At 53.7% G+C, this 22,275-nt stretch carries 24 protein-coding genes; 16 read left to right on the top strand and 8 right to left on the bottom strand.

Annotated elements, in window-relative coordinates; genetic code table 11:
• Window positions 1-3: 3 nt before the first annotated feature.
• Complete coding sequence (locus ABD931_RS13560) at window positions 4-3,177, bottom strand: SusC/RagA family TonB-linked outer membrane protein (protein ID WP_345267948.1); 3,174 nt, start codon at window positions 3,175-3,177, stop codon at window positions 4-6.
• A 733-nt stretch (window positions 3,178-3,910) separates the two neighbouring features.
• Here ABD931_RS13560 and ABD931_RS13555 point away from each other — a divergent pair.
• From ABD931_RS13555 to arsS, 6 genes are all read left to right on the top strand, one after another.
• Window positions 3,911-4,957 carry a BamA/TamA family outer membrane protein gene (locus tag ABD931_RS13555; protein ID WP_345267946.1) on the top strand — a complete coding sequence of 349 codons (1,047 nt, stop codon included), beginning with the start codon at window positions 3,911-3,913 and terminating at the stop codon, window positions 4,955-4,957.
• A gap of 8 nt (window positions 4,958-4,965) precedes the next feature.
• Complete coding sequence (locus tag ABD931_RS13550; protein WP_345267944.1) at window positions 4,966-5,658, top strand: TIGR04283 family arsenosugar biosynthesis glycosyltransferase; 693 nt, start codon at window positions 4,966-4,968, stop codon at window positions 5,656-5,658.
• Complete coding sequence (locus ABD931_RS13545) at window positions 5,658-6,647, top strand: NAD-dependent epimerase/dehydratase family protein (RefSeq protein WP_345267942.1); 990 nt, start codon at window positions 5,658-5,660, stop codon at window positions 6,645-6,647. Before ABD931_RS13550 ends, ABD931_RS13545 begins: the two co-directional genes overlap by 1 nt.
• Window positions 6,637-7,533 (top strand): SDR family oxidoreductase, encoded by an 897-nt coding sequence (locus tag ABD931_RS13540; RefSeq protein ID WP_345267940.1) that lies wholly within the window; start codon window positions 6,637-6,639, stop codon window positions 7,531-7,533. Before ABD931_RS13545 ends, ABD931_RS13540 begins: the two co-directional genes overlap by 11 nt.
• A gap of 80 nt (window positions 7,534-7,613) precedes the next feature.
• A complete protein-coding gene (locus ABD931_RS13535; RefSeq protein ID WP_345267938.1) occupies window positions 7,614-7,946 on the top strand; it encodes an arsenosugar biosynthesis-associated peroxidase-like protein in 333 nt (110 codons plus the stop codon).
• A gap of 38 nt (window positions 7,947-7,984) precedes the next feature.
• Entirely contained in the window at window positions 7,985-9,031 is a 1,047-nt protein-coding gene (arsS, locus tag ABD931_RS13530; RefSeq protein ID WP_345267937.1) for an arsenosugar biosynthesis radical SAM (seleno)protein ArsS, read from the top strand.
• Window positions 9,032-9,238: 207 nt separating this feature from the next.
• Here arsS and ABD931_RS13525 read toward each other — a convergent pair whose 3' ends face one another.
• From ABD931_RS13525 to ABD931_RS13495, 7 genes are all read right to left on the bottom strand, one after another.
• Window positions 9,239-9,391 (bottom strand): hypothetical protein, encoded by a 153-nt coding sequence (locus tag ABD931_RS13525; RefSeq protein ID WP_345267935.1) that lies wholly within the window; start codon window positions 9,389-9,391, stop codon window positions 9,239-9,241.
• 46 nt (window positions 9,392-9,437) lie between these two features.
• Entirely contained in the window at window positions 9,438-9,815 is a 378-nt protein-coding gene (locus tag ABD931_RS13520) for a DUF983 domain-containing protein (RefSeq protein WP_345267933.1), read from the bottom strand.
• A 63-nt stretch (window positions 9,816-9,878) separates the two neighbouring features.
• Window positions 9,879-10,475 (bottom strand): hypothetical protein, encoded by a 597-nt coding sequence (locus tag ABD931_RS13515; RefSeq protein ID WP_345267931.1) that lies wholly within the window; start codon window positions 10,473-10,475, stop codon window positions 9,879-9,881.
• Between the two features lie 209 nt (window positions 10,476-10,684).
• Window positions 10,685-11,554, bottom strand: a complete 870-nt coding sequence (locus tag ABD931_RS13510; RefSeq protein WP_345267929.1) for a tetratricopeptide repeat protein — start codon at window positions 11,552-11,554, stop codon at window positions 10,685-10,687.
• A gap of 101 nt (window positions 11,555-11,655) precedes the next feature.
• The gene (locus tag ABD931_RS13505) at window positions 11,656-11,832 is read right to left on the bottom strand and encodes a DUF1059 domain-containing protein (RefSeq protein ID WP_345267927.1); all 177 of its coding nucleotides are present in this window, start codon (window positions 11,830-11,832) and stop codon (window positions 11,656-11,658) included.
• 182 nt (window positions 11,833-12,014) lie between these two features.
• Entirely contained in the window at window positions 12,015-12,566 is a 552-nt protein-coding gene (locus ABD931_RS13500) for a DUF8612 domain-containing protein (RefSeq protein WP_345267925.1), read from the bottom strand.
• Between the two features lie 71 nt (window positions 12,567-12,637).
• A complete protein-coding gene (locus ABD931_RS13495; RefSeq protein ID WP_345267923.1) occupies window positions 12,638-12,811 on the bottom strand; it encodes an AAA family ATPase in 174 nt (57 codons plus the stop codon).
• A 159-nt stretch (window positions 12,812-12,970) separates the two neighbouring features.
• On the opposite strand from ABD931_RS13495, the gene ccoS reads away from it, so the two are divergent.
• From ccoS to ABD931_RS13445, 10 genes are all read left to right on the top strand, one after another.
• Window positions 12,971-13,135, top strand: coding sequence for a cbb3-type cytochrome oxidase assembly protein CcoS (gene ccoS, locus ABD931_RS13490; protein ID WP_345267921.1), 165 nt, complete (start codon window positions 12,971-12,973; stop codon window positions 13,133-13,135).
• Between the two features lie 5 nt (window positions 13,136-13,140).
• Complete coding sequence (gene ccoN, locus ABD931_RS13485) at window positions 13,141-15,351, top strand: cytochrome-c oxidase, cbb3-type subunit I (RefSeq protein ID WP_345267919.1); 2,211 nt, start codon at window positions 13,141-13,143, stop codon at window positions 15,349-15,351.
• Window positions 15,352-15,448: 97 nt separating this feature from the next.
• A complete protein-coding gene (locus ABD931_RS13480; protein ID WP_345267917.1) occupies window positions 15,449-15,616 on the top strand; it encodes a hypothetical protein in 168 nt (55 codons plus the stop codon).
• A 19-nt stretch (window positions 15,617-15,635) separates the two neighbouring features.
• Window positions 15,636-16,478, top strand: a complete 843-nt coding sequence (locus ABD931_RS13475; RefSeq protein ID WP_345267915.1) for a cbb3-type cytochrome c oxidase N-terminal domain-containing protein — start codon at window positions 15,636-15,638, stop codon at window positions 16,476-16,478.
• Window positions 16,479-16,507: 29 nt separating this feature from the next.
• The gene (ccoG, locus tag ABD931_RS13470; protein WP_345267913.1) at window positions 16,508-17,917 is read left to right on the top strand and encodes a cytochrome c oxidase accessory protein CcoG; all 1,410 of its coding nucleotides are present in this window, start codon (window positions 16,508-16,510) and stop codon (window positions 17,915-17,917) included.
• 80 nt (window positions 17,918-17,997) lie between these two features.
• The gene (locus tag ABD931_RS13465; RefSeq protein ID WP_345267911.1) at window positions 17,998-18,429 is read left to right on the top strand and encodes a FixH family protein; all 432 of its coding nucleotides are present in this window, start codon (window positions 17,998-18,000) and stop codon (window positions 18,427-18,429) included.
• 51 nt (window positions 18,430-18,480) lie between these two features.
• Window positions 18,481-19,197, top strand: coding sequence for a sulfite exporter TauE/SafE family protein (locus tag ABD931_RS13460; protein ID WP_345267909.1), 717 nt, complete (start codon window positions 18,481-18,483; stop codon window positions 19,195-19,197).
• A gap of 21 nt (window positions 19,198-19,218) precedes the next feature.
• Entirely contained in the window at window positions 19,219-20,202 is a 984-nt protein-coding gene (locus ABD931_RS13455; protein WP_345267907.1) for a 2-hydroxyacid dehydrogenase, read from the top strand.
• Window positions 20,203-20,251: 49 nt separating this feature from the next.
• Window positions 20,252-21,106 (top strand): 5-dehydro-4-deoxy-D-glucuronate isomerase, encoded by an 855-nt coding sequence (gene kduI / locus ABD931_RS13450; RefSeq protein WP_345267905.1) that lies wholly within the window; start codon window positions 20,252-20,254, stop codon window positions 21,104-21,106.
• A 179-nt stretch (window positions 21,107-21,285) separates the two neighbouring features.
• Window positions 21,286-22,266, top strand: a complete 981-nt coding sequence (locus tag ABD931_RS13445) for a YihY/virulence factor BrkB family protein (protein ID WP_345267903.1) — start codon at window positions 21,286-21,288, stop codon at window positions 22,264-22,266.
• The last annotated feature ends 9 nt before the right edge of the window (window positions 22,267-22,275 follow it).

The following is a 22,275-nucleotide window of genomic DNA, read 5'->3' as shown; positions in this document are numbered from 1 at the left end:
GGGTTAGAACGACAGGCTTAGATTAGCCCCCAGGCTGCGCGAACTCGGCAGTTCACCATAGGCAAACCCCTGTTGGTTGGCGCCAAAGCGGTCTACTTCCGGGTCGATGTGCGGATTATTGTTGAACAGCATCAGTACGTTCCGGCCCACCAGCGATATCTTCGCCGATTTGACCTTCATCCGGCTCAGGAACCCAGCCGGGAGGTTATAGCCCAGCGTTACTTCGCGGAGTTTGACGTAGCTACCGTCGAAGATGGCGGCTTCGTGATAGCTGCGCGGGTTGTTATAGGCGTACAGCGTCCGGGCGGGTACGATCACCGTATTAGGCACGTACTGCGGATTCTCCCGTGACCCTACGTTTACGACCCCCTTACCGATGATACCCTCTTCCCGGCCCACGGCGGTTTCGGCGTACTGACCGGTCCAGCGGGCGGTACCGGTTCCTTCGTCGTAGAAGTCGCCACCCCATTTCACATCGATCAGAGCCGAGGCCGAAATACCCCGGAAACTAACGGCATTTAACCAGCCACCAGTCCACTTCGGCTGGATATTACCCAGCACGCGGGGAGTAGCCGACACTACCGGCAGCCCGTTGGCGTTGTAGAGGATCTGTCCGTCGGGCGCATGCTCGAAGCCCGTGCCGAAGAAGGTACCGTACGGCTGTCCTACCCGCGCTTCGGTGTTGAGGCCCTGCCGGGCACCCAGCACGATGTTATTCAGGCCCTCAGCCAGTTCGATCACTTTGTTGCGGTTGCGGGCGTAGTTGAGCGTGGTTTCCCAGGTAAAGCCGTTCGGCAATTTCACGGGGGTGCCGGTCAGTACTACCTCCAGGCCTTTGTTGGTAATGGCACCGGCGTTCAGGATGCGGGTATTGTACCCGGTAGCCTTGGAGATTTCGACCCCCAGGATCTGGTTCCGCGAAACCTGGCTGTAGTAGGTCACATCCAGACCGATACGGCCCTTCAGGAAACGAACGTCCAGCCCCAGTTCGGTACCGGTGGTGATCTCCGGCTTGAGTGAGGAGTTGGCAATCTGGGTATTTTCGTAGAACACCGGCGTCGAACCGGCCCAGGATGTTCCGGCCAGGAATGTCTGCATCAACTGATAAGGCTGGGCATCATTTCCCACCTGCGCCCAACTGGCCCGGATCTTGCCGAACGACAGCACCCCACTCTGGATGTTCAGCAGATCCGTCAGTACGGCGCTGGACGAAATAGAGGGGTAGAAGTAAGACCGATTGTCGGACGGCAACGTGCTCGACCAGTCGTTGCGGGCGGTAGCGTTCAGGAAGAGCGCGTTCTTGTAACTGATTTCGGCCGCGCCAAACGCACTGTTCACCTGCGACTTCTCGATCCGGCTCTCGGCCCGGTTCATGCTTGGGTTCGCATTACCGACATTGTACAGCCCATCAACTACCAGAGCGCCCACATTCAGGAAGTTCCGCTTATAATAGTTGGTCCGCTGGATACCGCCAACCTGGATGTTGGTGGCGAAGTCGCTGTTAATGGCCTTATTAAAGGTTAAAATAACATCGTGGTTGGTCTCCTGCCGGCGTAGCACCTCCTCCGAGAAAGCGCCGGGGGTCCGGTTGCCGTTCCGTACCCGCTCAAAGTTGCCAATGCTGATGCGGGTATCGGTCCAGACGTCGGTGCCGGTACGGGCCATCAGCGTCAGGTACGGCAGAATCTTGTAGTTGAGCGCGATATTACCGACCAGCCGGTCTTTTTCATTATCAGACGGCAGCAGCTCCGATAAGTAGTACGGGTTGGTAAAGAACGTATGCTGCCAGTTGGGCGGATCGGTATCGGCGGGCCGGCCGGCTACGGCCCGCTGGATATGCACGGCCGTATAATCGCGCCAGTTGCGCAGTTTGGTATAATCGGTCTGCCGGTGCGCCCAGATAAACTCCTGACCGCTGCTGTAGCTCCGGTTGCCGCCGGTTTTGATGTACTCGGCCGAAATGGTGGCGCTGAACTGGGAAGTGAAGTTATAGCCGGAGTTGAATTTGAAATTGTTCCGGAAGTAATCGTTGTAATACACAATACCTTTCTGATCCAGCCGGCCGACCGACAGGCGGAAGTTGCCTTTGTCGTTCCCCCCCGACAGGGCCACGTTATTCGTGATGCTTTGACCGGTCTGCCAGAAATCTTCCCAGTTGTTGGGGTTCGGCGTCAGCGGGGCTACCTCTTTGCCCGACCACCAGTGACGCACCAGTCGGCCGTCCATCGGAGCGCCCCAGCTTTCGTCGGTGCCGTCGGTACCCGAAAGCGGAGCATTCGGTCCATAGGCAGCCCGGTACTGCTGGATTTCGAGCGGATCGGTGATGGCACCGCTCCAGCCATCGCTGTACCAGGTGCGGTAACCATTGCCCCCACCATAGGTATTCTGGAACTGGGGCTTGATCCACGGCCGCTCAAACGTTACGTTCGAATTTATTTCTACGCCGATGCCCTTGGTACCCGAACCGTTTTTAGTGGTGATCAGGATAACCCCGTTGGCCGCCCGCGACCCATACAGAGCGGCCGCGTTGGGCCCTTTCAGGACGCTGATGTCTTTGATATTATCGGGATTTACCTCGGAGATGCCGGAGCCATACCGTTTATCGAACGACTGCTGAATGGGTACGCCATCGACAACCACCAGCGGCTGATTATTACCCCCGATCGAGGCCTGACCGCGAATCTGAATGGTAGAGCCGCTGCCGGGACCGCCGTTGGAGCTGACCCGCAGACCGGCAATTTTACCGGACAGCCCGTTGACCACGTTAGCCGCGCGGGCTTCGGTCAGTTGCTGACCCTTGATCTCCTGAACCCCGTAACCCAGCGATTTTACTTCTTTCTGCACCCCGAAAGCGGTTACCACCACCTCCGCCAGCGCACGCACATCCGCTTTGAGCGTCAGGTCAAGTTTCGACCGGTTGCCCACGGTAATTTCTTCGGTGATAAAGCCAATTGAGCTGATAATCAGAACTGCATTCTCGGCAGGAACACTCAGACTGAATTTACCGTCCGAGTCCGTTGAGGAACCAAGCTGGGTTCCCTTTACAATAATATTAACCCCTGGTAACGGGCCTTCCTCCGCAGACCGGATGGTTCCGGATAGGATGCGCGACTGGGCCTGGGCCGCCAGCGCCGGGAGCAGACTCACCAGCATCCACAGCAGTAATTGTTTCCTCATAGTTTATTCAGGTTATGTTGGGAATCGATAAACTGCCTTTGTCATGTACCCCCGGTGCTTTTCGGGACGGGACACTGGCCGCTTCGCCCGGCCTTTGAGCAGCCGGGGGCATGACAAAAGAAGGGTGCCCGGATTGACTCCGGACAAGACGTTGTCGGCTAAGCCTAAGCGAGTTGCCGTTGGAACAGGCAATAGCTCAGCAGTCGGCATATAGCCGTGATCAGGACACAGAAATAAAATGGAAGAAAATACCCCCAGGTAGACCAGGGACCGGCAAGCGGGCCTACCTGCTTACAAGTGCAGGCTAAGGGCGTCCGGTAAAGACTGTTCGGTAGTGCGGCCAGCGAACAATCTGTTAAGTAAGGCTGCGATTGCGTTTTGTTGTTGAATCAAAAATAGGCAATTACTAATAAACTCAAAATATAATTCGCTAAATACTTTTAAATAGCATATATAATTCCCATTTAAATACAATACACAAAATTAGCTATACATAAATTTCAAAAATACCTCATTAAAGTACAACATGGGGGATTTCTGATTGGGGATTTCCCAGCGGGTACATTTTAGCCTGGGCCATTGCCGGCGAATCTGAGCAATAAAGAGGATGGTATTACCGCTAAGCACGTAGTTCGGGTAAAACTGTTCGGCCCATTAACTCGTATATTGTGTTATACCGTGTATATTGATACCCTGAATGAGCGGAACGACTTATAAAAGAGCCTGTCTCCTATTGCTGTTACTGCCAGATACCGGATTTTCGCAACTGGCCGATAGTCTTACCCGGCGGTTCAGTGTATTACCGCTCCCGGTTGTTTATTACACGCCCGAAACCCGGCTGGCTTATGGGGCGGCCGCCACCGCTACCTTTCGCTTCCGACGCGACTCGCTCACAGCCCGGCCGTCGCAACTTACCCTTGGCGCAGCTTACACGCAGAATAAGCAGTTTCTGGTGTATCTGCCCTTTCAGCTTTTTTACCGCAACAACCGCTATTACGCCAACGGTGAGGCCGGCTACTACCGCTACAATTATTTTTTCTTCGGCTTTGGTCAGCGTACTGTTCCTGCCGAGTTGTACGGGGTCAACTTCCCCCGCATCCGGCTGAATGTGTTCCGGCGGGTAGCCAATCGGCTGTATGCCGGTGTACGCTACCAGTATGAAGATTATCAGGTTACCGATGTAGTGCCGAATGGCCTGCTGGTCAGTGGCGATGTGCCGGGGGGCCGCGGCAGCCGGTTGTCCGGCGCCGGACTGGGGCTGTTTTACGATACCCGCGACAACGTATTCTTCCCCACAAAAGGAGTTGTGGTTGACTTGGCTTACCTGACCCACGGATACGGTTTGGGCAGTACCGTTCGCTTTGACCGCTGGCAGGCCGATATATCTTCTTACCATACGGTAAGCCGGTGGGCCATACTAGCCGTTAATTATTTTAGTAGCTTCACGACTGGCCAGGCGCCGTTCAATGCCATGGCGCTGCTCGGTGGTGGCAAACGAGGACGGGGGTATTATGAAGGGCAATTCCGGGATCAGCATCTGGCCTTACTCCAAACGGAGCTACGGCTCAACATTTGGCGACGGCTAGGTGGTGTGGTGTTTAGCTCGGTTGGGGTGCTGGGTAACGAACAGCGGCTGTTTCGGCTGAACGACTCTAAAGGCGCTTACGGAGCCGGCCTCCGGTTTACGGTGAACCGGCGCGAGCACCTGAACCTCCGACTCGATTACGCCAGGGGACATCAATCCAGTGGGTTTTACTTTACTGTAGGAGAAGCATTCTAAGTATGTGTATGACAATCAGCGTTATTATCCCTACGTTCAATGAAGCAGCCCATATTGCCCAGGTGGTAGCGGATGTACGAACCTTTGGGCAAGGACGAATTGCCGATATACTTGTAGCCGATGCTGCCAGTACAGACAATACTTGTGGTGTTGCCCGGCAAGCCGGAGCCAACGTCCTGACCTGCCCCAAACCAGGCCGGGCCGCTCAGATGAACTATGCCGCCCGGCAGGCAACCGGCAGTGTCCTGTATTTTGTTCATGCCGATGTAAAAATCAATCCGGATTTTGTTGCCGATATTGAACAGGCCCTCCGGAATCACTACGAAGCCGGCTGTTACCGATTCCGGTTCGACTCCCCACATCCGATGCTCCGCCTGAACAGCTTCGGCACCCGGTTTCCTGGCTTAATGAGCCGTGGGGGTGACCAGACCTTATTCATCACCCGCTCGCTGTTCGACCGCCTGGGTGGCTTCAGCGAACGGTATGTTATCATGGAAGACTTCGACATGATCGTACGCATCCGCCGGCAGGCCCGCTTCTGCATTATCCCCAAAGATGTGATTGTTTCGGCCCGTAAGTATGAGACCAATAGCTGGTTTCGGGTGCAGATTGCCAACCTTACCGCTTTTCTGATGTTTTACCTGAACATTGCTCCTTCCCGCATCGCCCATACCTATAAACAACTGTTAAACTACCGCTGATGCCGACTGTTCTGCTGACGGGTGCCAATGGCTTTCTGGGCAGTCACCTGGCGCGCGAGTTACTGACACGTGGTTATGCAGTACGGGCATTTGTACGCCCCGGCAGCAACCGGAGCACCCTCAACAGACTGCCCCTAACATTTGCGCAGGGCGATATTCGGCAACCGGCTGAGGTAGAAGCAGCCGCCCGGCAATGTGACTATATCATCCACGCAGCCGCGCTGGCCCAGGTAAACCCGGCACGGTCGCAACTAAGTTGGGACGTCAACCTGAGCGGCACCGAAAATGTGCTGTATGCCGCTCATAAAGCGCGGGCACAACGGCTTGTTTATGTGGGTACCGCCAATGTATTTGGATTTGGCAGCCAGGCGCAGCCAGGAAATGAGGAGACACCCTACAAGGGGTACCCGTACGGACTCGACTATATAGACAGCAAGTACGCGGCCAGCCAGTTGGTGACTAAAACCAGCCGGCAATGGGGACTGCCGGTCGTATCGGTTCACCCGACCTTTATGCTGGGGCCGCTGGACGCCAGGCCGACCTCCAACGCCATGCTGCTGGAACTGTACCGGGGGCGGGTACCGGGCTATACCGGAGGAGGTAAAAACTATGTGCACGTTCGCGATGTGGCGGTCGCTACGGTGAATGCGCTGAGCCAGGGCCGAACCGGTGAGCACTATATTCTCGGCAACGAAAACCTGAGTTACCAGGAAGCCTTCCGGCTGATGGCGGAGGTGATGCAGGTAAAACCGCCCCGTTTTCAGATTCCCGACTGGCCGGCACTGACTTATGGTCATTTATGTGACCTTATTGCCCGGATCACCGGCAAACCGGCGCTTATAAACAGCGCGATGATGAAGGTAGCCATTGATGGGCATTACTTTTCCGTAGATAAAGCCAGACAAGAGTTAGACTTACCAGCTACTCCGATACGACTAGCCATTCAGGAAGCAATTGACTGGTTCATTAAGCAAGGTTATGTTAATTAAAGCACCAGAAAGCCCCAACGACAGACGTCAAAAACTACCAGTGAGTGACCGGGCAACAGCCGTTGCTGCGCCGGCCGGCTTTTTCGCCGGAAAAGTGGCCATCGTCACCGGCTCCGAATCGGGCATCGGCCGGGCAACGGCCCTGGAACTGGGCAGACAGGGAGCCAGAGTAGTGCTGAACGGCCGGACGCCGGAGAAGCTGACGCAAACCTATAACGAGTGTGTTGAATTAGGGTTTACCGTAGTGAGTTGCCTGGCCGACGTAACCTGCTACGAAAGCTGTAACCGACTAATCGATGCCGCCTTGCTGGCCTTCGGCAGCATCGATATCCTGATTACCAATGCCAGTATCTCCATGCGGGCGTATTTTGCGGAGACGCAGCCCGACGTATTCCGGCAAGTGCTGGACAGCAATGTGTATGGCTCCGTTTATCCGCTAAAGGCCGCCCTTCCCCACCTGATCCGGTCCAAAGGTAGTGTAACATTTATTTCGTCTATATCGGCCATCAACGGTATGCCCAGTTCGTCAGCCTACTGCGCCGGCAAGGCTGCGCTGGCCAACCTGGCGCACACCCTACGGCTGGAGCTGGCCCATACCGGTATGCATATCGGCGTTGTTTACCTGGGTTTTACCCGCAATGACCCGGAGAAGCGGGTGCTCAACGCGCAGGGAGTCCCGGTGCCTATTGCTTATCGCCCGCTCCGGTGGCAGAAATCGCAGACCGAAGTAGCTCTGGCTATTCTGAAGCATATTAAAAATCGCAAAAAACAAACTATTTTGTCGGCTTTAGGACACCTGAACGCGTGGATGAATCGTTTCTTACCGAACCTGGCCGATTATATACTCCGGCAGACGTATAACCGGTTACGCCGGATGTACGAATAGCCGCCAGATTCACCGGCCACCAACCAATCGCAATCACAAACATTTTCGTATATAATTTACTTGTTAGTTAAAAACCCTGTATGGAAACCTATTACAATCCGGAAGACCTCAAGAAGTTTGGTACTATTGGTGAGTTTCAGAAAGAACTGGCCGACAAATATTTCTCCTACTACGGTGCCGTTTTTGCCGATGGTGCCCTGACCGCCCGCGAAAAATCCCTGATCGCCCTGGCTGTAGCCCATACCGTCCAGTGCGCCTACTGCATTGATGCCTACACGGTAGACACGATGGAAAAAGGCTGCTCGGAACAGGAGATGATGGAAGCCGTACACGTAGCAGCCGCCATCCGGAGCGGTTCCTCGCTGGTACATAGTGTTCAGATGATGAATAAGGTAAAGGAATTGTCGATGTAATCGTACAACGGAATACAATTCCGTTGTACAGACGCTGAATGAAAAGTCTCAAAGCCTCCGGCCACCAACTGGCCGATACTGCCGTTCAACTGGAACTGCTGCACGAAGAAGTAGCCGGCAACTTGCGGCTCCCTCTCTTTCAGGAAAAAATGAATGCCGCCGGGCTCTTTCCACTCCGCCCGACGGGTATCGACATCTTCCAGGTCAACGTCGGGAAGATGTGCAACCAGACCTGTAAGCATTGCCATGTCGATGCCGGCCCGGACCGGAAGGAAATCATGACCCGCGAGATCATGCAGCAGTGCCTGGATGTGTTGGATCAGACCGATATTGCTACGGTTGACCTGACCGGCGGGGCACCGGAGATGAACCCCCATTTCCGCTGGTTTGTGGAGGAGATTCACCAGCGGGGCCGCAAGGTAATGGTGCGCTGTAACCTGACCATTGTGGTGGCTAATCCCAAATACTACGACCTGCCGGCTTTCTACCGCGACCATCAGGTTGAGGTAGTCAGTTCATTGCCGTTCTACAATGCCGACAAAACCGACCGGCAGCGCGGGAAGGGCGTCTTCGAGGATTCCATCAAAGCTATGAAGATGCTCAACGCTGTGGGCTACGGTCAGGAAGGTTCCGGCCTGCACCTAAACCTGGTGTATAACCCGAGCGGAGCCTTTCTGCCCGGCTCGCAGGAGGGCTTAAAGCGGCAGTTTAAGCGGGTACTGCACGATGAGTTTGAGGTGGTTTTCAACGACCTGTATGCCATCACCAACATGCCCGTCAGCCGTTACCTGGACTTCCTGATCGCATCGGGCAACTACCACGGATATATGGAAAAGCTCATCAACGCCTTCAATCCGGCTGCGGCCACCGGGGTTATGTGCCGGAATACCATATCAGTGGGCTATGACGGTCAGTTGTACGACTGCGACTTCAACCAGATGCTCGACCTGACGGTAGAGGGCCCGATCCGCCACATCAGAGATTTCAATGCCGACCTGCTGAACCGCCGTAACATTGTCCTGAACGAACACTGTTACGGCTGCACCGCCGGAGCCGGTTCGAGCTGTGGGGGCACTACGGCGTAAACCTCATGAGAACGCTTGTTTATTAGTCCTCCTTATGATTACTTTGCTGGTATGACACCGGAAAAGAGACTTGACCAGTTAGAGCCATTAGTAGCGGAGGTATCCGCCCAGTTAGACCGTATAACGGCTCAGAATCGGCAGTTAATTTTAGTCGTTGGCCAGGTTATCGAAACGGTCTCAAAACAAAGCGATACCATCCAATTTCTTTTACGGGAAGTTGCCGATATAAAAACCGGTCAGACTCAGCTTCAGCAGGATGTAGCCGGGCTCAAAACCGGTCAGACTCAGCTTCAGCAGGATGTAGCCGGGCTCAAAACCGGCCAGACTGATATGGGCCAGAAAATTGATCTGATCCTCCAAATGCTACAAGCAGGCAATGGCCGGTCCTGAATAAAAACCGTTTTGTTTATAAATTCGGATTATATCTGACTCCCGAAACAAAGTGCAGCCATAACACCCGTGAAATCCGAAAGTTAATTGGCGTCAGCAGCACCAGCAGCGGAGCAATTACAATTACGTACACCCAGCCCTCAGGATCACCGAAGCCATAGAACAGGACAAACCCCATGACCAGCGCAATGCCGGCCGATAAGGCGTAGCTCACAAACATGGCTCCCCAGAAATAGCCGGGCTCAATCTCATACCGGAAATTGCAATGCGGGCAATGTTCGTACATGTCTGCAAAGCGGGATGGGTTGAAGGCTGAATAGCGGAAGATTTTACCCTGACGGCAGCGGGGGCACAGGCCTTTAAAAACAGCTTCAGATTTTGAGATGTCTGGCATGCGATAATATGTATAGCACAATACAACCGGTAAACTTACAACCAGTCCGCATAATTTCCACAGTTACCTTCTCCTATAACGCTTACTTTTGACGTTCATGGGCTGAATTTTGTCCGGCTCCACCATCCGGGAAACTGTATGTAAAGCCGTATTCTGTCCGCCCCCCCGGTAATATTTAGCCTTACTACCAACAGCATACTCGAATGTTGTGCTGGTATACAACCGACCTTCTATACCCGTTATGGTTCGGATTGCATGTAGCAGATAATTAATGGTAAACTCCCGAACGTCCAGCAGGTTTTTCAGATTATCAAAAAAAAGCACCAATTCATCAGCCGGTAAGTCATGCGGTAATTCATCAATGGAAATATGATGCTGAAGTTCGGCAAGAAAATCTTCCGGGTAAGATGAGTTTTCCAGGTAACATTCGCGGTGGCTGTTCAGAAATGCCCGGAACCAGTCCAGCCGGTTCTGAATAAAAATAATCCGGTTGACATGCCATTGAATCTTTTCTTTATCCAGTTCAAGCAGTTGCGATAACGCCAGTTCTCTCAGTGCTTCAATCTTTCTGCGATAAGATGCTGCATCAAGTGTTACGCCTGCCGATTGAACAGATGCCGCTCTTATAAACTCTTTGGGTATGATCTGTAAGCTACTCAATGACTGTACTTCTAAATAAAATTTGTTCAGATTACCCATAAAATAATTGCCCGATTATGTTTAACTTAATGCAGGAAATACCTATATCCTCTACCACTTTAGAAAGACAAGCATAAATTACTATTGACCATACAGGTTTGACAACACCAATCGACAAATAGTAAAAATTTGACATAGAATCAAAAATAAGAGGGTATATTATGTTAAACCTACCGGTCAAGTGCCCGCTTGAGTACCCCGCCCACAAAACTTCCCGCAAATGTCAGCATAATGGTTCCGTATAAGTTAAACCACTCTAGTTCCTGCTCATTGTTAGTGTCCGGAGGAGCCGTAAAAAAAGTATACCCCCCCCAAAGAGTAATTACCTGCAGCAGCGCCAGCACCCAGCCTTTACGGGGTTCGATAAAGCCGATACCGGCCGCCGACGAGGCTGCCAGCAGGTATGGCCAGTGAATAACCGGACTTCGTTTTATGACAAACAGCAGGATCAGACTGTTCAGGATAGTCATACCTGCGTTTATGAGCAAACGGCGATTAAAGAAAGCCGGATCGGACATATCGGCTTCCGGGGCATTGGCGTCATGGGCCTGGCCGGCAATAGCCTCGGCCTTGTCCATATCATGCCGGGCGGTTTCGGCCTGACCAAGCTGCTGCCGGGCCAGCCCCCGCCACCGAAAAGCGTCGGCTCTGGTCCCAAATGAATGAAAAACGGCTTTGTCGAAGGCCGCGAAGGCTGCATCATAGTTTTGCTCGTCGAAATAGATCTGCCCGCGTTCGAGGTGGATACCGGGCACGGTTTCGTTGTAGCTCCCGGCCGTTTTCAGGTCTTCTTTGGCAGCCGCTACATTACCCAGTGCCCGGTAGCAGCGGGCCCGGTACAGGTAGGCTATACTTGACTTAGGGTTGGCGGCAATTTTCCGGTTGAAATAGGCCAGGGCGTCATCTGTCTGCCTGCTTCTGAACAGCGCAATGCCTTCCTGATACTCGTCAACTTCTTTCTCCCAACCGGCTTCTTTATCGGCCTGGATGCGCAAATAGATGATAAACCCGATAATCAGGGCCGACAGCAGCATTTCCATAGGCACTCAACATTGGTAGCGAACAACGGGTCTATAAAAAACAGAAGCCACGGCCTTTTGTTGCCGTGGCTTACTGCACACCTGTATACCTCTGTTGAGGATTAGGCATTTTCTTCCTGAATCAAACCCTTGATCTGTTCCGCCATCTCGGGCGTTACCGTTACGTGGTGAACCGAGGAGGCATGGGCTGCTGCCTGCTCCAGAACTTCGTTGTCGGTCTCGGCACGCACGACCGCTTCACAGTCGAAACCCGCGTCTTTGCAGTGTAGTACTTTCATAATCTTGCTGGTTATGAGTTTATGAGAAAGTTACACACTTATTTGAATAGTTAAAAGGCTTTTATCGTACGGTCTGCCAGGTACAGGACCCGTTTTGGCAGCAACAACGTTTCCTCCGAATAGACATTACTCGCCCCTCCCGGCCTGGACCTGCCTGACGGGTATTGTCCCTTTAAACAGATTCAGAAGACGTTGCCTCCCCATACGAAATTCGCAAAGTCACTGCCAGGCTGATAACGCCCGATCAACACTCGCTTTTCCAGTTGTATAGCCTTCGCCCGGTTTTGCAGTACCTGAAGGTCATGGGGCGCAGGCGTTTCCTTTACCTCAATAGCCTGGTCACTATTCAACACAAAATCAATCTCCTGCCCGGTTGCTTTCTGGTAATAATGCAGCTCACCGAGCCGCTTCAACTGGATAGCAATCGCATTCTCGAATACTTGTCCGCTACTCACCTGTCCTAATGTCTGTAACAGGCCGGTATCGGCCAGATACACTTTTTCCTGCCTCGATAGCTCCCGATCTACGTTACGGGTAAATGCAGGAACCATATGAATGAAGTATGTGTACTCCAGCAGGTTCAGATAGTCCTTAATCTTCTGGCGATGAATACCCAGCGTACTTCCCAGTAACGAACTGGAACCGGTAACGATAAATTTCACCTGATAGGTATCATACAGGTATTTAATTACGCTGGTACTGTTGGGTACCAGTTGAATTTCGTCCAATGCCACTACTGCCGGCTGACTCAGATCAATACCTTCAATGGCCAGACCAATCTCTACATCTTTATAATTTGGCTGGTTCAGCAGGTACCTGCTTTCTCCAGATCCAGATACACTTTATTGTTGTGCGGCACCAGGTTTAGCAGATGCTGAACGGCGGTCGATTTGCCTACCCGTCTCATCCCCGTCAGCACAGTGACGCTCTTCTGTTGCAGGTGCTCTTCCAGCGCTGAATAGATCTTCCTCGGTAGCATACTTGATTTTTTGTCAAAATTAATGGCAAAAACATAAGTTTTTGCCAAGCTTTCCGGCAACTCTCTACAGCCCTGATCCAAATCAGCCCTCCGCCTGACATTCCTCATAGGGCCTGCCTGCCGCAAACCGGAACTTTGATGTGCTAAAAGGTAACGACGATGCAAATCATATTCGTAATGATCGGTATAAGCATGACGCTGGCCCTGGGGTTTCTGGGAGCCTTTTTCTGGTCGATGCGCCAGGGTCAGCATGACGACCTCTACACGCCCTCGATCCGCGTCCTGCTGGATGACGATGAACGTACCCCTACCGCAAATCACTAAACTGTATGAACGTTTCTCTCAAACAAACGCCACTCGATGCGCCCGGCGTGGACTCGCCCGACCGCAGGAAACCCATTACGGGCAAGCCCGTGGCGGAGCGCTTTGAGTACGACAACCTGATTGTCCGCAACTTCGGTGTCGCTACCATCATCTGGGGTGTTGTCGGTATGCTGGTTGGTGTCCTCATTGCCTCACAGCTCTTCTCGCCGGCTATGAACCTGGGCACTCAGTACACCACCTTCGGCCGGATTCGCCCGCTGCATACCAATGCGGTGATCTTCGCCTTTGTGGGTAATGCCATTTTCATGGGCGTCTACTACTCGCTACAGCGGCTCTGCAAGGCCCGGATGTTCAGCGACCTGCTCAGTAAGATTCACTTCTGGGGCTGGCAGTTGATCATTGTCGCGGCCGCGCTGACGCTGCCGCTGGGAATGACTACCTCCAAGGAGTACGCCGAACTGGAATGGCCGATCGACATTGCCATCACCCTGATCTGGGTGGTATTCGGGATCAATATGTTCGGGACCATCATCAAGCGCCGGGAGCGTCACCTTTACGTAGCCATCTGGTTCTACATCGCTACCTTTATTACGGTAGCCGTGCTGCACCTGGTGAACTCGATGGAAGTGCCCGTTAGCTTCCTGAAAAGCTACTCTATGTACGCCGGTGTGCAGGATGCCCTGGTGCAGTGGTGGTACGGGCATAATGCGGTAGCGTTCTTTCTGACTACACCGTTCCTGGGCCTGATGTACTACTTCCTGCCCAAAATGGCCAACCGTCCGGTTTATTCGTATAAACTCTCGATCCTGCACTTCTGGGCCTTGATATTTATCTATATCTGGGCGGGTCCGCACCACCTGCTGTACAGTTCGCTGCCCGACTGGGCACAGTCGCTGGGTGTCGTATTTTCGATCATGCTGATTGCTCCCTCATGGGGTGGTATGCTGAACGGGCTGCTGACCTTGCGCGGTGCCTGGGATAAAGTGCGGGAAGACACCATTCTGAAGTTTATGGTGGTGGGAGTAACCGCCTACGGTATGGCCACCTTTGAAGGCCCGATGCTGTCGCTGAAAAACGTAAACGCCATCGCGCACTTTACCGACTGGGTCGTATCACACGTACACGTGGGTGCCCTGGGCTGGAACGGCTTCCTGACCTTCGCCATTCTGTACTGGCTAATCCCTAGAATGTACCACACCCCGCTGTACTCGAAGAAACTGCTGAACATCCACTTCTGGGTCGGTACACTGGGGATCATCTTTTATGCCGTGCCGATGTATATATCCGGCTTTGCGCAGGGTATGATGTGGAAAGAATTTACCCCGGAAGGGGTGCTGAAATACCCGAACTTCCTGGAAACCACCATGCAGCTTATCCCGATGCACATGATGCGGGCCTTTGGGGGTACGCTTTACCTGGCCGGTGCAATCCTGATGGCGTATAACCTGTTCAAGACTATGGCCGCCGGTACGCTGGTCGCCAACGAACCCGCCGAAGCGCCGGTGCTGGCGAAGGAATATGTGGCTACCGGGCACGATACCTACTGGCACCGGTGGTTTGAGCGCAAGCCCATCCCGCTGCTGATTGGTTCGCTGGTGATGATCCTGATCGGTTCGCTGATCGAGCTGATCCCAACGTTCATGGTAGCATCCAACGTGCCGACCATCACTACCGTGCAACCCTACACCGCCCTGGAAGTACAAGGGCGTGACCTCTACATCCGCGAAGGCTGCGTCAACTGCCACAGCCAACTGGTGCGGCCATTCCGCAGCGAGACTGAGCGGTACGGGGAATACTCGAAAGCGGGTGAATTCGTATATGACCACCCGTTCCTCTGGGGTTCCAAGCGAACCGGACCGGATCTGCACCGCGAAGGCGGCAAATATCCCGACTCCTGGCATTACCACCACATGCGCGACCCGAACGCTATGTCGCCCAACTCAATTATGCCGGCTTACCCCTGGCTGATTGATCAGAAGCTGGATGCATCAAGCACCCAGGCCAAACTGAAAGCCCTGAAATCAGTGGGTGTACCGTACAGCGACATGGAAATTGCCTACGCCGAGGCCGACATGGACAAGCAGGCGCAGGCAATCACCGACCGGCTGAGCAAAGACGGCATCAAAGTCGACAAAGACCGCGAAATCGTCGCCCTCATCGCCTACCTGCAACGCATCGGAACCGACATCAAAAAGCTGGAGACAGCACAGAAATAACGATAAATGATTAACGATGAATGATGAATAGCTGACGCAATTCTATTCACCATTCGGTTTCGTCGCCCTCCCGTTCATCGTTCATCACTATAAAGACATGTTCAGGCAATTCATCACCAAGATACCCGGAGCAGATGTGTATATGGTCACGTCTTTCCTCACCTTTCTGGTCTTTTTTGTGCTGGTAGGCCTCTACCTGGCGCTGGTAGACCGGAACCATATCAAACACATCAGCCGGCTACCGCTGGATGATTCTAACGATTAATCTTTTGCAGCTTATAGCCATGAATCTGCCCATGTTACAAACTATTCTGCTGCGTGCACCCGGCTCCGACGGCCTGTTTAGCGGCATCAAAACCCTGGAGGATGTGTTTCTGGTCTCGGTGATCGGCATCATCATCCTGGTCTGTTCGCTGGTGCTGGTCCAGGCCGTTTACCTGTACCTGACCGTTCGGGCGCTGAACCCGCCGGCCGAAGCGGCACAGGCTGTAGAGATTAAGCCGAAGAAAACCTTCTGGCAGCAATACGTTACCGGCCTGCTGCCCATGAGCCAGGAGAACGACCTGATGATGGAGCATAACTACGACGGTATCCACGAACTCGACAACCCGACACCGCCCTGGTTTATGTACCTGTTTTACGGCACCATTGCCTTTGGGGTTGTGTACCTGATTGCCTACCACGTGATAAGCACCGGCGATCTCCAAATCGACGAGTACACCAAAGAAGTAGCCATTGCCGAACAGCAGCGGGAGGCTTACCTCAAAAAAGTGGCCGGCAATATCAACGAGAATACCGTAACCGTACTGGCCGACGCGAAGGGACTGGAATCCGGCAAGGCGCTGTACACCCAGTATTGTACCGCCTGCCATGGCGAACAGGGCGAAGGAAAAGTTGGCCCGAACCTGACCGACGAGTACTGGCTGCACGGGGGTCAGATCAACGAAATATTCCATACTATCATGGAGGGGATACCCGAAAAAGGGATGATCGCCTGGAAAAATCAGCTTAACCCGCTGCAAATCCAGCAGATCTCCAGCTATATACTGTCGCTGAAAGGCACCCACCCCGCCAACCCCAAAGAACCACAGGGCGTCAGGATAGGCGAGGTAGTAGCCTCCCGCTAAACACCAGCCAGCTAATCAACTAATTAACCATGCACCCAGCCCAGGATACCTTCCGCAACCATTTGTCGAACGCCGGCGAGCACGGCGGGCGGAAGTGGCTGCACCCACGGGTCATCAAAGGCTCGCTGTATCGCTGGCGGACCGTAGTGGCCTGGGTACTGCTGGCTGCTCTGTTTGCCGGGCCTTTCCTGAGCTACAACGGTCACCCGCTGTTTATGTTCAATGTGCTGGAGCGGCAGTTTATTTTCTTTGGAGTGACATTCTGGCCGCAGGATTTTCACCTGATGGCTATCGGGCTGATTACCTTTATCGTCTTCATCACCCTGTTTACGGTGGTGTACGGCCGGGTGTGGTGCGGCTGGGCCTGCCCCCAGACCATCTTCATGGAAATGGTGTTCCGGAAGATCGAGATCTGGATTGAAGGCGACCATAACCGCACCGGCGGACCCGCCCGCAAGCGGCTCGAGGCTGCTCCGTGGACAGCCGATAAGGTTATGAAGAAAACGGCCAAGCACGCCATCTTCTTCCTGATCTCGTTTGCCATCAGCAACACGTTTCTGGCGTATATCATCGGCAAAGACGCCCTGCTGGAAATCGTTACGGATAACCCCGCCAACCACCTCGGTGGCCTGGCGTCTATCCTGATTTTCACGGGAGCCTTCTATGTAGTGTTCGCCAAACTGCGGGAGATCGTCTGCATCACCATCTGCCCCTACGGACGTTTGCAGGGGGTGCTGCTGGACAAAAACTCCATTGTGGTTGCCTACGATGATGTTCGGGGCGAACCCAGAGGAAAGATCCGGAAAAATGAGGCACCGATTCAACTGAAAGGTGACTGCATCGACTGCGCGCTATGCGTGCATGTGTGCCCGACGGGTATAGACATCCGCAATGGCACGCAACTGGAGTGTATCCACTGCACCGCCTGCATTGATGCCTGCGACAGTGTGATGGACAAAGTTGGGCGGCCCCGCGGCCTGATCCGGTACGACTCGCCGGCGGGTATTCAGGAGAAAAAGCCCCTTCGGTTTACCGGCCGCATTATGGCCTATAGTGGCGTACTGGTTGCGTTGATTGCAGTATTGGTGTTCCTGCTGGTCAGCCGCACCGATATAGAAACCACCCTGCTGCGGGCACCGGGGCAACTGTACCAGCACGAAGCCAACGGCATGATTGCCAACCTGTATACCATAGAGTTAGTGAATAAAACCTACCGGTCTGTGCCGGTGCAGTTCCGGCTTAGCCGGCCCGATGCCGTTCTCCGGATGGTGCAACCCCTAACGGAAGTACCGGCCAACGATATAGCCAAGGGCGTGTTCTTTATTCTGCTGCCGGAGAAGAGTATCCATGAAAGCAGCACAAAGCTGGAACTGGAGGTAATTTCCGGCAACAAAATTATTAAACGGTCAACAACTTCATTTCTGGGACCCGTAAATTAGCCTCCCCCTTCTCGTGAATGCGGAAAGCATATGAAAAACCTGCCATATAGCGCAGGGTGAGGCACTACTACAAACTATTCATGAACTGGGGAAAAACCATCATACTTACGTTCATTCTGTTTGCCGGTTTCATCGGCGGAATGGTCACCTTAATGAGTCGCCAGCGGATAGACCTGGTCCGTGACGACTATTATCAGGACGAAATTCAGTACCAGCGTCAGATAGAAAGGGTCAGCAACACGGCCCGCCTTAAAACACCAGTCACTATGGTTTATCAACCGGAGCAACAGCAGGTCGCTTTTGTTCTCCCGGACACCATGCGTAAGGGAGAAATCACCTTCTACCGGCCCTCCGACCGTCGGCAGGACTTCCGTGTACCCATCCGCCCGACCCGAACCTCCCGGCAAGTTGTATCTACCGCCTTTCTCCAAAAAGGACGCTGGCGGGTACAGCTCAACTGGACCGACGGCCGGAGCGAGTACTATGCCGAACAGGAGGTCTACATTCAGTAATACCCAATCACTCTTTCAGGCTACGTACCCCGCTCTTTCATTCTTTCGCCCATGACCATCTGGTGGACAACTGCCGTAATAGCCGGCTTAGCCGGAAGCCTGCACTGCGTGGGTATGTGCGGCCCTCTGGCTATGGTCTTACCGGTGGGGCGGTTGCCTCGCTACCAGCGGGCAGGCGGAGTACTGCTGTACCATGCCGGCCGGCTGTCGGCTTATGCCGGGCTGGGTCTGGTCACGGGCCTGCTGGGTCAGGGCCTGCTGCTGGCGGGTATTCAGGGACCAGTGTCCATAGTATCCGGTGTGCTGCTGCTGGTGTATACGCTCACCAACCGAACGCATCTGTACAGGCTGCGGTCGAGCCGGGCGGGGCGGTGGGTAACGGGCCCCATAACGAGCCTGCTGCAACACCCTGGCCTGCTCAGTTTTACCGGCCTGGGTTTTCTGAACGGCCTGCTGCCCTGCGGGTTTGTGTACGTAGCGCTGGCGGGAGCCCTCAATAACCCAACTCCCCTCGAAGGCGCCCTATACATGGTTTTGTTCGGGCTGGGTACGCTACCGGCCCTGCTGGGTATTCGGTTTGTGCCGGGTTTGCTCCCGGCCTCGCTGCGGCAACGTCTGAGCCCGGTCCTGCCCGTAGCCACGGCCCTGCTGGCAGTATTTCTCATCGTGCGGGGTCTTAGTCCCTACGCTCACACGCATCCAACCCAAACGCCGGCCGCTAACTCAACTTCCATTCCCAACTGCCACGGCCCCTGGGAAATTGAGTAACTTGCCGGCAAATAACCCACTATGATTGTTACCGCCTTTAGCATCAGTGATTACGAGCAGCCCGCTCTCGACAATTTCAATCAGGGCCGTCATCAGATCCGGTACGTCGCCGAGTCACTCTCGATCAACTCCGTCGACCGCGCCAACGGCTGCGATGCCGTGCTGGTCTTCACCAACGACGATGCCTCCGCTCCCATTCTACAGCGACTGCACGAAAAAGGGGTCCGGTACCTGGTCACCCGCTCTACGGGCATGGACCATATCGACCAGAAAGCGGCTAAAGAACTGGGCATTCAGGTCGGCAATGTGCCCAGCTACTCGCCCCACGCCATTGCCGAACATGCAGTAGCGCTGATGCTGGCCCTGAGCCGCCAACTGCTGCGGGCCGATTACAACGTCAAGCGTTTCGATTTCCGGCTGACGGAAAAACTGCTGGGCTTTGAGCTGAAAGGCAAAACGGCCGGTATTGTGGGCTGCGGAAATACCGGGGCGGCCGTCATCGATATTCTGCGGGGATTTGGCTGCCGGGTGATTGCCCACGACGTAAAGCCCGAACTGGCCGCTCCTACCCGCGACCCAATCGAGTTTGTTGATCTGCCCACGCTGCTGATGCAGTCGGATATTATCTCTATTCACGTGCCGCTGAATGAGTCGACAAAGGGCATGTTTGATCAAACAACCATTGCGCAGATGAAGCGGGGAGCCATGCTGATTAACACCGGACGGGGAGCGGTGCTGAACACGGAGGATGCCATAGAAGCCCTGAAAGACGGGCAATTGGGGTATCTGGGTATTGATGTGTACGAAAAGGAAAAAGGTCTGTTCTTTCAGGACCGCTCCCGCGAACCCCGTGACCCCCTGCTGGAAAAACTGATGCAGCAAAACAACGTTATCATCACCGGCCATCAGGCCTTTCTTACCCGCGAAGCCGTCGATTCCATCAGCCGGCAAACCATTGAGCTATTAAACCGCTGGGCCACCGAAAACAGCCAGCTACCTGGCTGAAAAGATTACCTGAGCCATTTGCCGACCTAGTCATGTATCTTCTTCCAGTATGAATACAACCACCAACCACCTGTTTGAAAGCCGGTATGCCTCCTCACCCGATGAGGTGAAACACATGGATACCGATACGCTCCGGCGCAGTTTTCTGATCGACAAGCTGTTTACCGCCGACCAGACCCGCTGGGTACTCACTTTTTTTGACCGGTACCTCACCGGCGGGGTCATGCCCGTTGCCGGTCCGGTATCGCTGGAAACCCCCGAAAGCCTGAAGGCCAGTTACTTTCTGGAGCGTCGGGAACTCGGTATTATCAACGTTGGTGGAGCCGGACAAGTCATTGCCGACGGTAAAACGGTTGAACTAGCCTACAAAGAAGCCCTGTATATCGGCAAAGGTACACAGTCCGTTCAGTTTGTATCGGCAGACGCCAACGCCCCGGCAAAGTTCTACCTCAACTCAACGCCGGCCCATGCCACCTACCCTACCCGCAAAGTATCCCGCGAGCAAGCCGAAATTGTTGACTTAGGCAGCACGGAAACCGCCAACCACCGTACCATCAATAAACTGCTGGTGAATAGCGTACTGCCCACCTGCCAGCTTCAGATGGGCATGACGGAGTTAAAACCGGGCAGCGTCTGGAACACCATGCCGGCGCACACCCACGACCGCCGGATGGAGGTGTACTTTTATTTTGAAATACCGCCAGGGCAGGCCGTTTGCCACTTTATGGGTCAGCCGCAGGAGACACGCCATATCTGGATGCAGAATGAACAGGCTGTCATTTCGCCCAACTGGTCTATACATGCCGGAGCCGGTACATCAAACTACACCTTTATCTGGGGTATGGCCGGCGAAAACCTCGACTACGGCGATATGGACTTTTGCCCCATTCCGGAATTAAGGTAACTTATATATGTTTCAGGTTCCAAGTTTCAGGTTTCAGCGGGGCAACCTGGCGGTTAACGATGCCATCAACTTGGAACCTGGAACTTGAAACCTGAAACAATCAAACAGTTCTGTTTTCCGAACATTTCCGGCGTAGCGTAGTAGTAAACACAGAGAGGTTACTCAACTAGACTTACGTTATGAATGGCTCTTCAATCAAGAAATTTTTTGCGGATGCCTGGGTGCTGCTGAAAGCATCCGGAACAGGCTTTATGGAGGATAAGGCACTCAAGCTGAGTGCCGCTCTGGCCTACTATACGGTATTTTCACTGGCCCCGCTGCTGGTACTGCTGATGTCACTGGCGAGCCTGTTCTTCGGCGAAGAAGCGATACAGGGACGAATTTTTGGGGAAATCAACGACCTGGTCGGAAACAATGCCGCTAAGCAAATCCAGGAGATGATCCGAAACGTCAGATTATCGGGTAATACCATTACCGCGCTGGTTACCGGTTTGGTTACGCTGCTGATTGGTGCAACCACGGTATTTATCGAAATCCAGGATTCGATCAACATGATCTGGAAGGTAAAGGCCAAACCCAAGCGCGGCTGGCTAAAAATGATCAAAGACCGGCTGCTATCTTCCTCTCTGGTAATCAGCCTGGGTTTTCTGCTGGTGGTTTCACTGGTGATCAATAGCCTGGTGCTGGCGCTCAGCGATATATTGACTCGCTACCTGCCCGATATTACCCTCTGGCTAGTTAATGGCATTAACCTCGCGATCAGCTTTGCCGTTATTGCTACACTCTTCGGCATTATCTTCAAGTTTTTGCCCGACGTAAAGATCAGTTGGACCGATGTAAAATGGGGAGCATTTTTCACCGCTATACTCTTCCTGGTCGGTCGCTACCTGATTGGGCTTTATATCCAGACAACCGGTACCGAGTCGACTTACGGAGCTGCCGGGTCGCTAATGGTGGTGCTGATCTGGATCTATTATACGGCCGCCATTCTTTATTTCGGGGCAGAGTTCACGCAGGCCTACGCCAGTCATTTCGGCGTCCGGATCGAGCCGGCCGACTATGCCGTTTATGTTGAACAGCAGGAGCGGGAAACGGAGGTGAGTAGCCTGCCTCCCCAGAATACCGGTTCCAGTAAGCAGAAAAAAACAGTGGCTGGTTGATTGATTAAC

The sequence above is a fragment of the Nibrella viscosa genome, assembly GCF_039541875.1.
Lineage (GTDB): Bacteria > Bacteroidota > Bacteroidia > Cytophagales > Spirosomataceae > Nibrella > Nibrella viscosa.
This window is presented reverse-complemented; position numbering and strand designations above follow the sequence as displayed.

Excerpts from the sequence above, each read along its gene's own strand:
- ABD931_RS13465 (WP_345267911.1), top strand. The coding sequence starts at position 17,998 with ATGAACTGGGGAAAAACCATCATACTTACGTTCATTCTGTTTGCCGGT.
- ABD931_RS13445 (WP_345267903.1), top strand. The coding sequence starts at position 21,286 with ATGAATGGCTCTTCAATCAAGAAATTTTTTGCGGATGCCTGGGTGCTG.
- ABD931_RS13540 (WP_345267940.1), top strand. The coding sequence starts at position 6,637 with ATGTTAATTAAAGCACCAGAAAGCCCCAACGACAGACGTCAAAAACTA.
- ABD931_RS13505 (WP_345267927.1), bottom strand. The coding sequence starts at position 11,832 with ATGAAAGTACTACACTGCAAAGACGCGGGTTTCGACTGTGAAGCGGTC.
- ccoS (WP_345267921.1), top strand. The coding sequence starts at position 12,971 with ATGCAAATCATATTCGTAATGATCGGTATAAGCATGACGCTGGCCCTG.
- ABD931_RS13520 (WP_345267933.1), bottom strand. The coding sequence starts at position 9,815 with ATGCCAGACATCTCAAAATCTGAAGCTGTTTTTAAAGGCCTGTGCCCC.
- ABD931_RS13460 (WP_345267909.1), top strand. The coding sequence starts at position 18,481 with ATGACCATCTGGTGGACAACTGCCGTAATAGCCGGCTTAGCCGGAAGC.
- ABD931_RS13475 (WP_345267915.1), top strand. The coding sequence starts at position 15,636 with ATGAATCTGCCCATGTTACAAACTATTCTGCTGCGTGCACCCGGCTCC.
- kduI (WP_345267905.1), top strand. The coding sequence starts at position 20,252 with ATGAATACAACCACCAACCACCTGTTTGAAAGCCGGTATGCCTCCTCA.
- ABD931_RS13545 (WP_345267942.1), top strand. The coding sequence starts at position 5,658 with ATGCCGACTGTTCTGCTGACGGGTGCCAATGGCTTTCTGGGCAGTCAC.
- ccoG (WP_345267913.1), top strand. The coding sequence starts at position 16,508 with ATGCACCCAGCCCAGGATACCTTCCGCAACCATTTGTCGAACGCCGGC.
- ABD931_RS13495 (WP_345267923.1), bottom strand. The coding sequence starts at position 12,811 with ATGCTACCGAGGAAGATCTATTCAGCGCTGGAAGAGCACCTGCAACAG.
- ABD931_RS13535 (WP_345267938.1), top strand. The coding sequence starts at position 7,614 with ATGGAAACCTATTACAATCCGGAAGACCTCAAGAAGTTTGGTACTATT.
- ABD931_RS13550 (WP_345267944.1), top strand. The coding sequence starts at position 4,966 with ATGACAATCAGCGTTATTATCCCTACGTTCAATGAAGCAGCCCATATT.
- ABD931_RS13480 (WP_345267917.1), top strand. The coding sequence starts at position 15,449 with ATGTTCAGGCAATTCATCACCAAGATACCCGGAGCAGATGTGTATATG.
- ABD931_RS13455 (WP_345267907.1), top strand. The coding sequence starts at position 19,219 with ATGATTGTTACCGCCTTTAGCATCAGTGATTACGAGCAGCCCGCTCTC.
- arsS (WP_345267937.1), top strand. The coding sequence starts at position 7,985 with ATGAAAAGTCTCAAAGCCTCCGGCCACCAACTGGCCGATACTGCCGTT.
- ccoN (WP_345267919.1), top strand. The coding sequence starts at position 13,141 with ATGAACGTTTCTCTCAAACAAACGCCACTCGATGCGCCCGGCGTGGAC.
- ABD931_RS13560 (WP_345267948.1), bottom strand. The coding sequence starts at position 3,177 with ATGAGGAAACAATTACTGCTGTGGATGCTGGTGAGTCTGCTCCCGGCG.
- ABD931_RS13510 (WP_345267929.1), bottom strand. The coding sequence starts at position 11,554 with ATGGAAATGCTGCTGTCGGCCCTGATTATCGGGTTTATCATCTATTTG.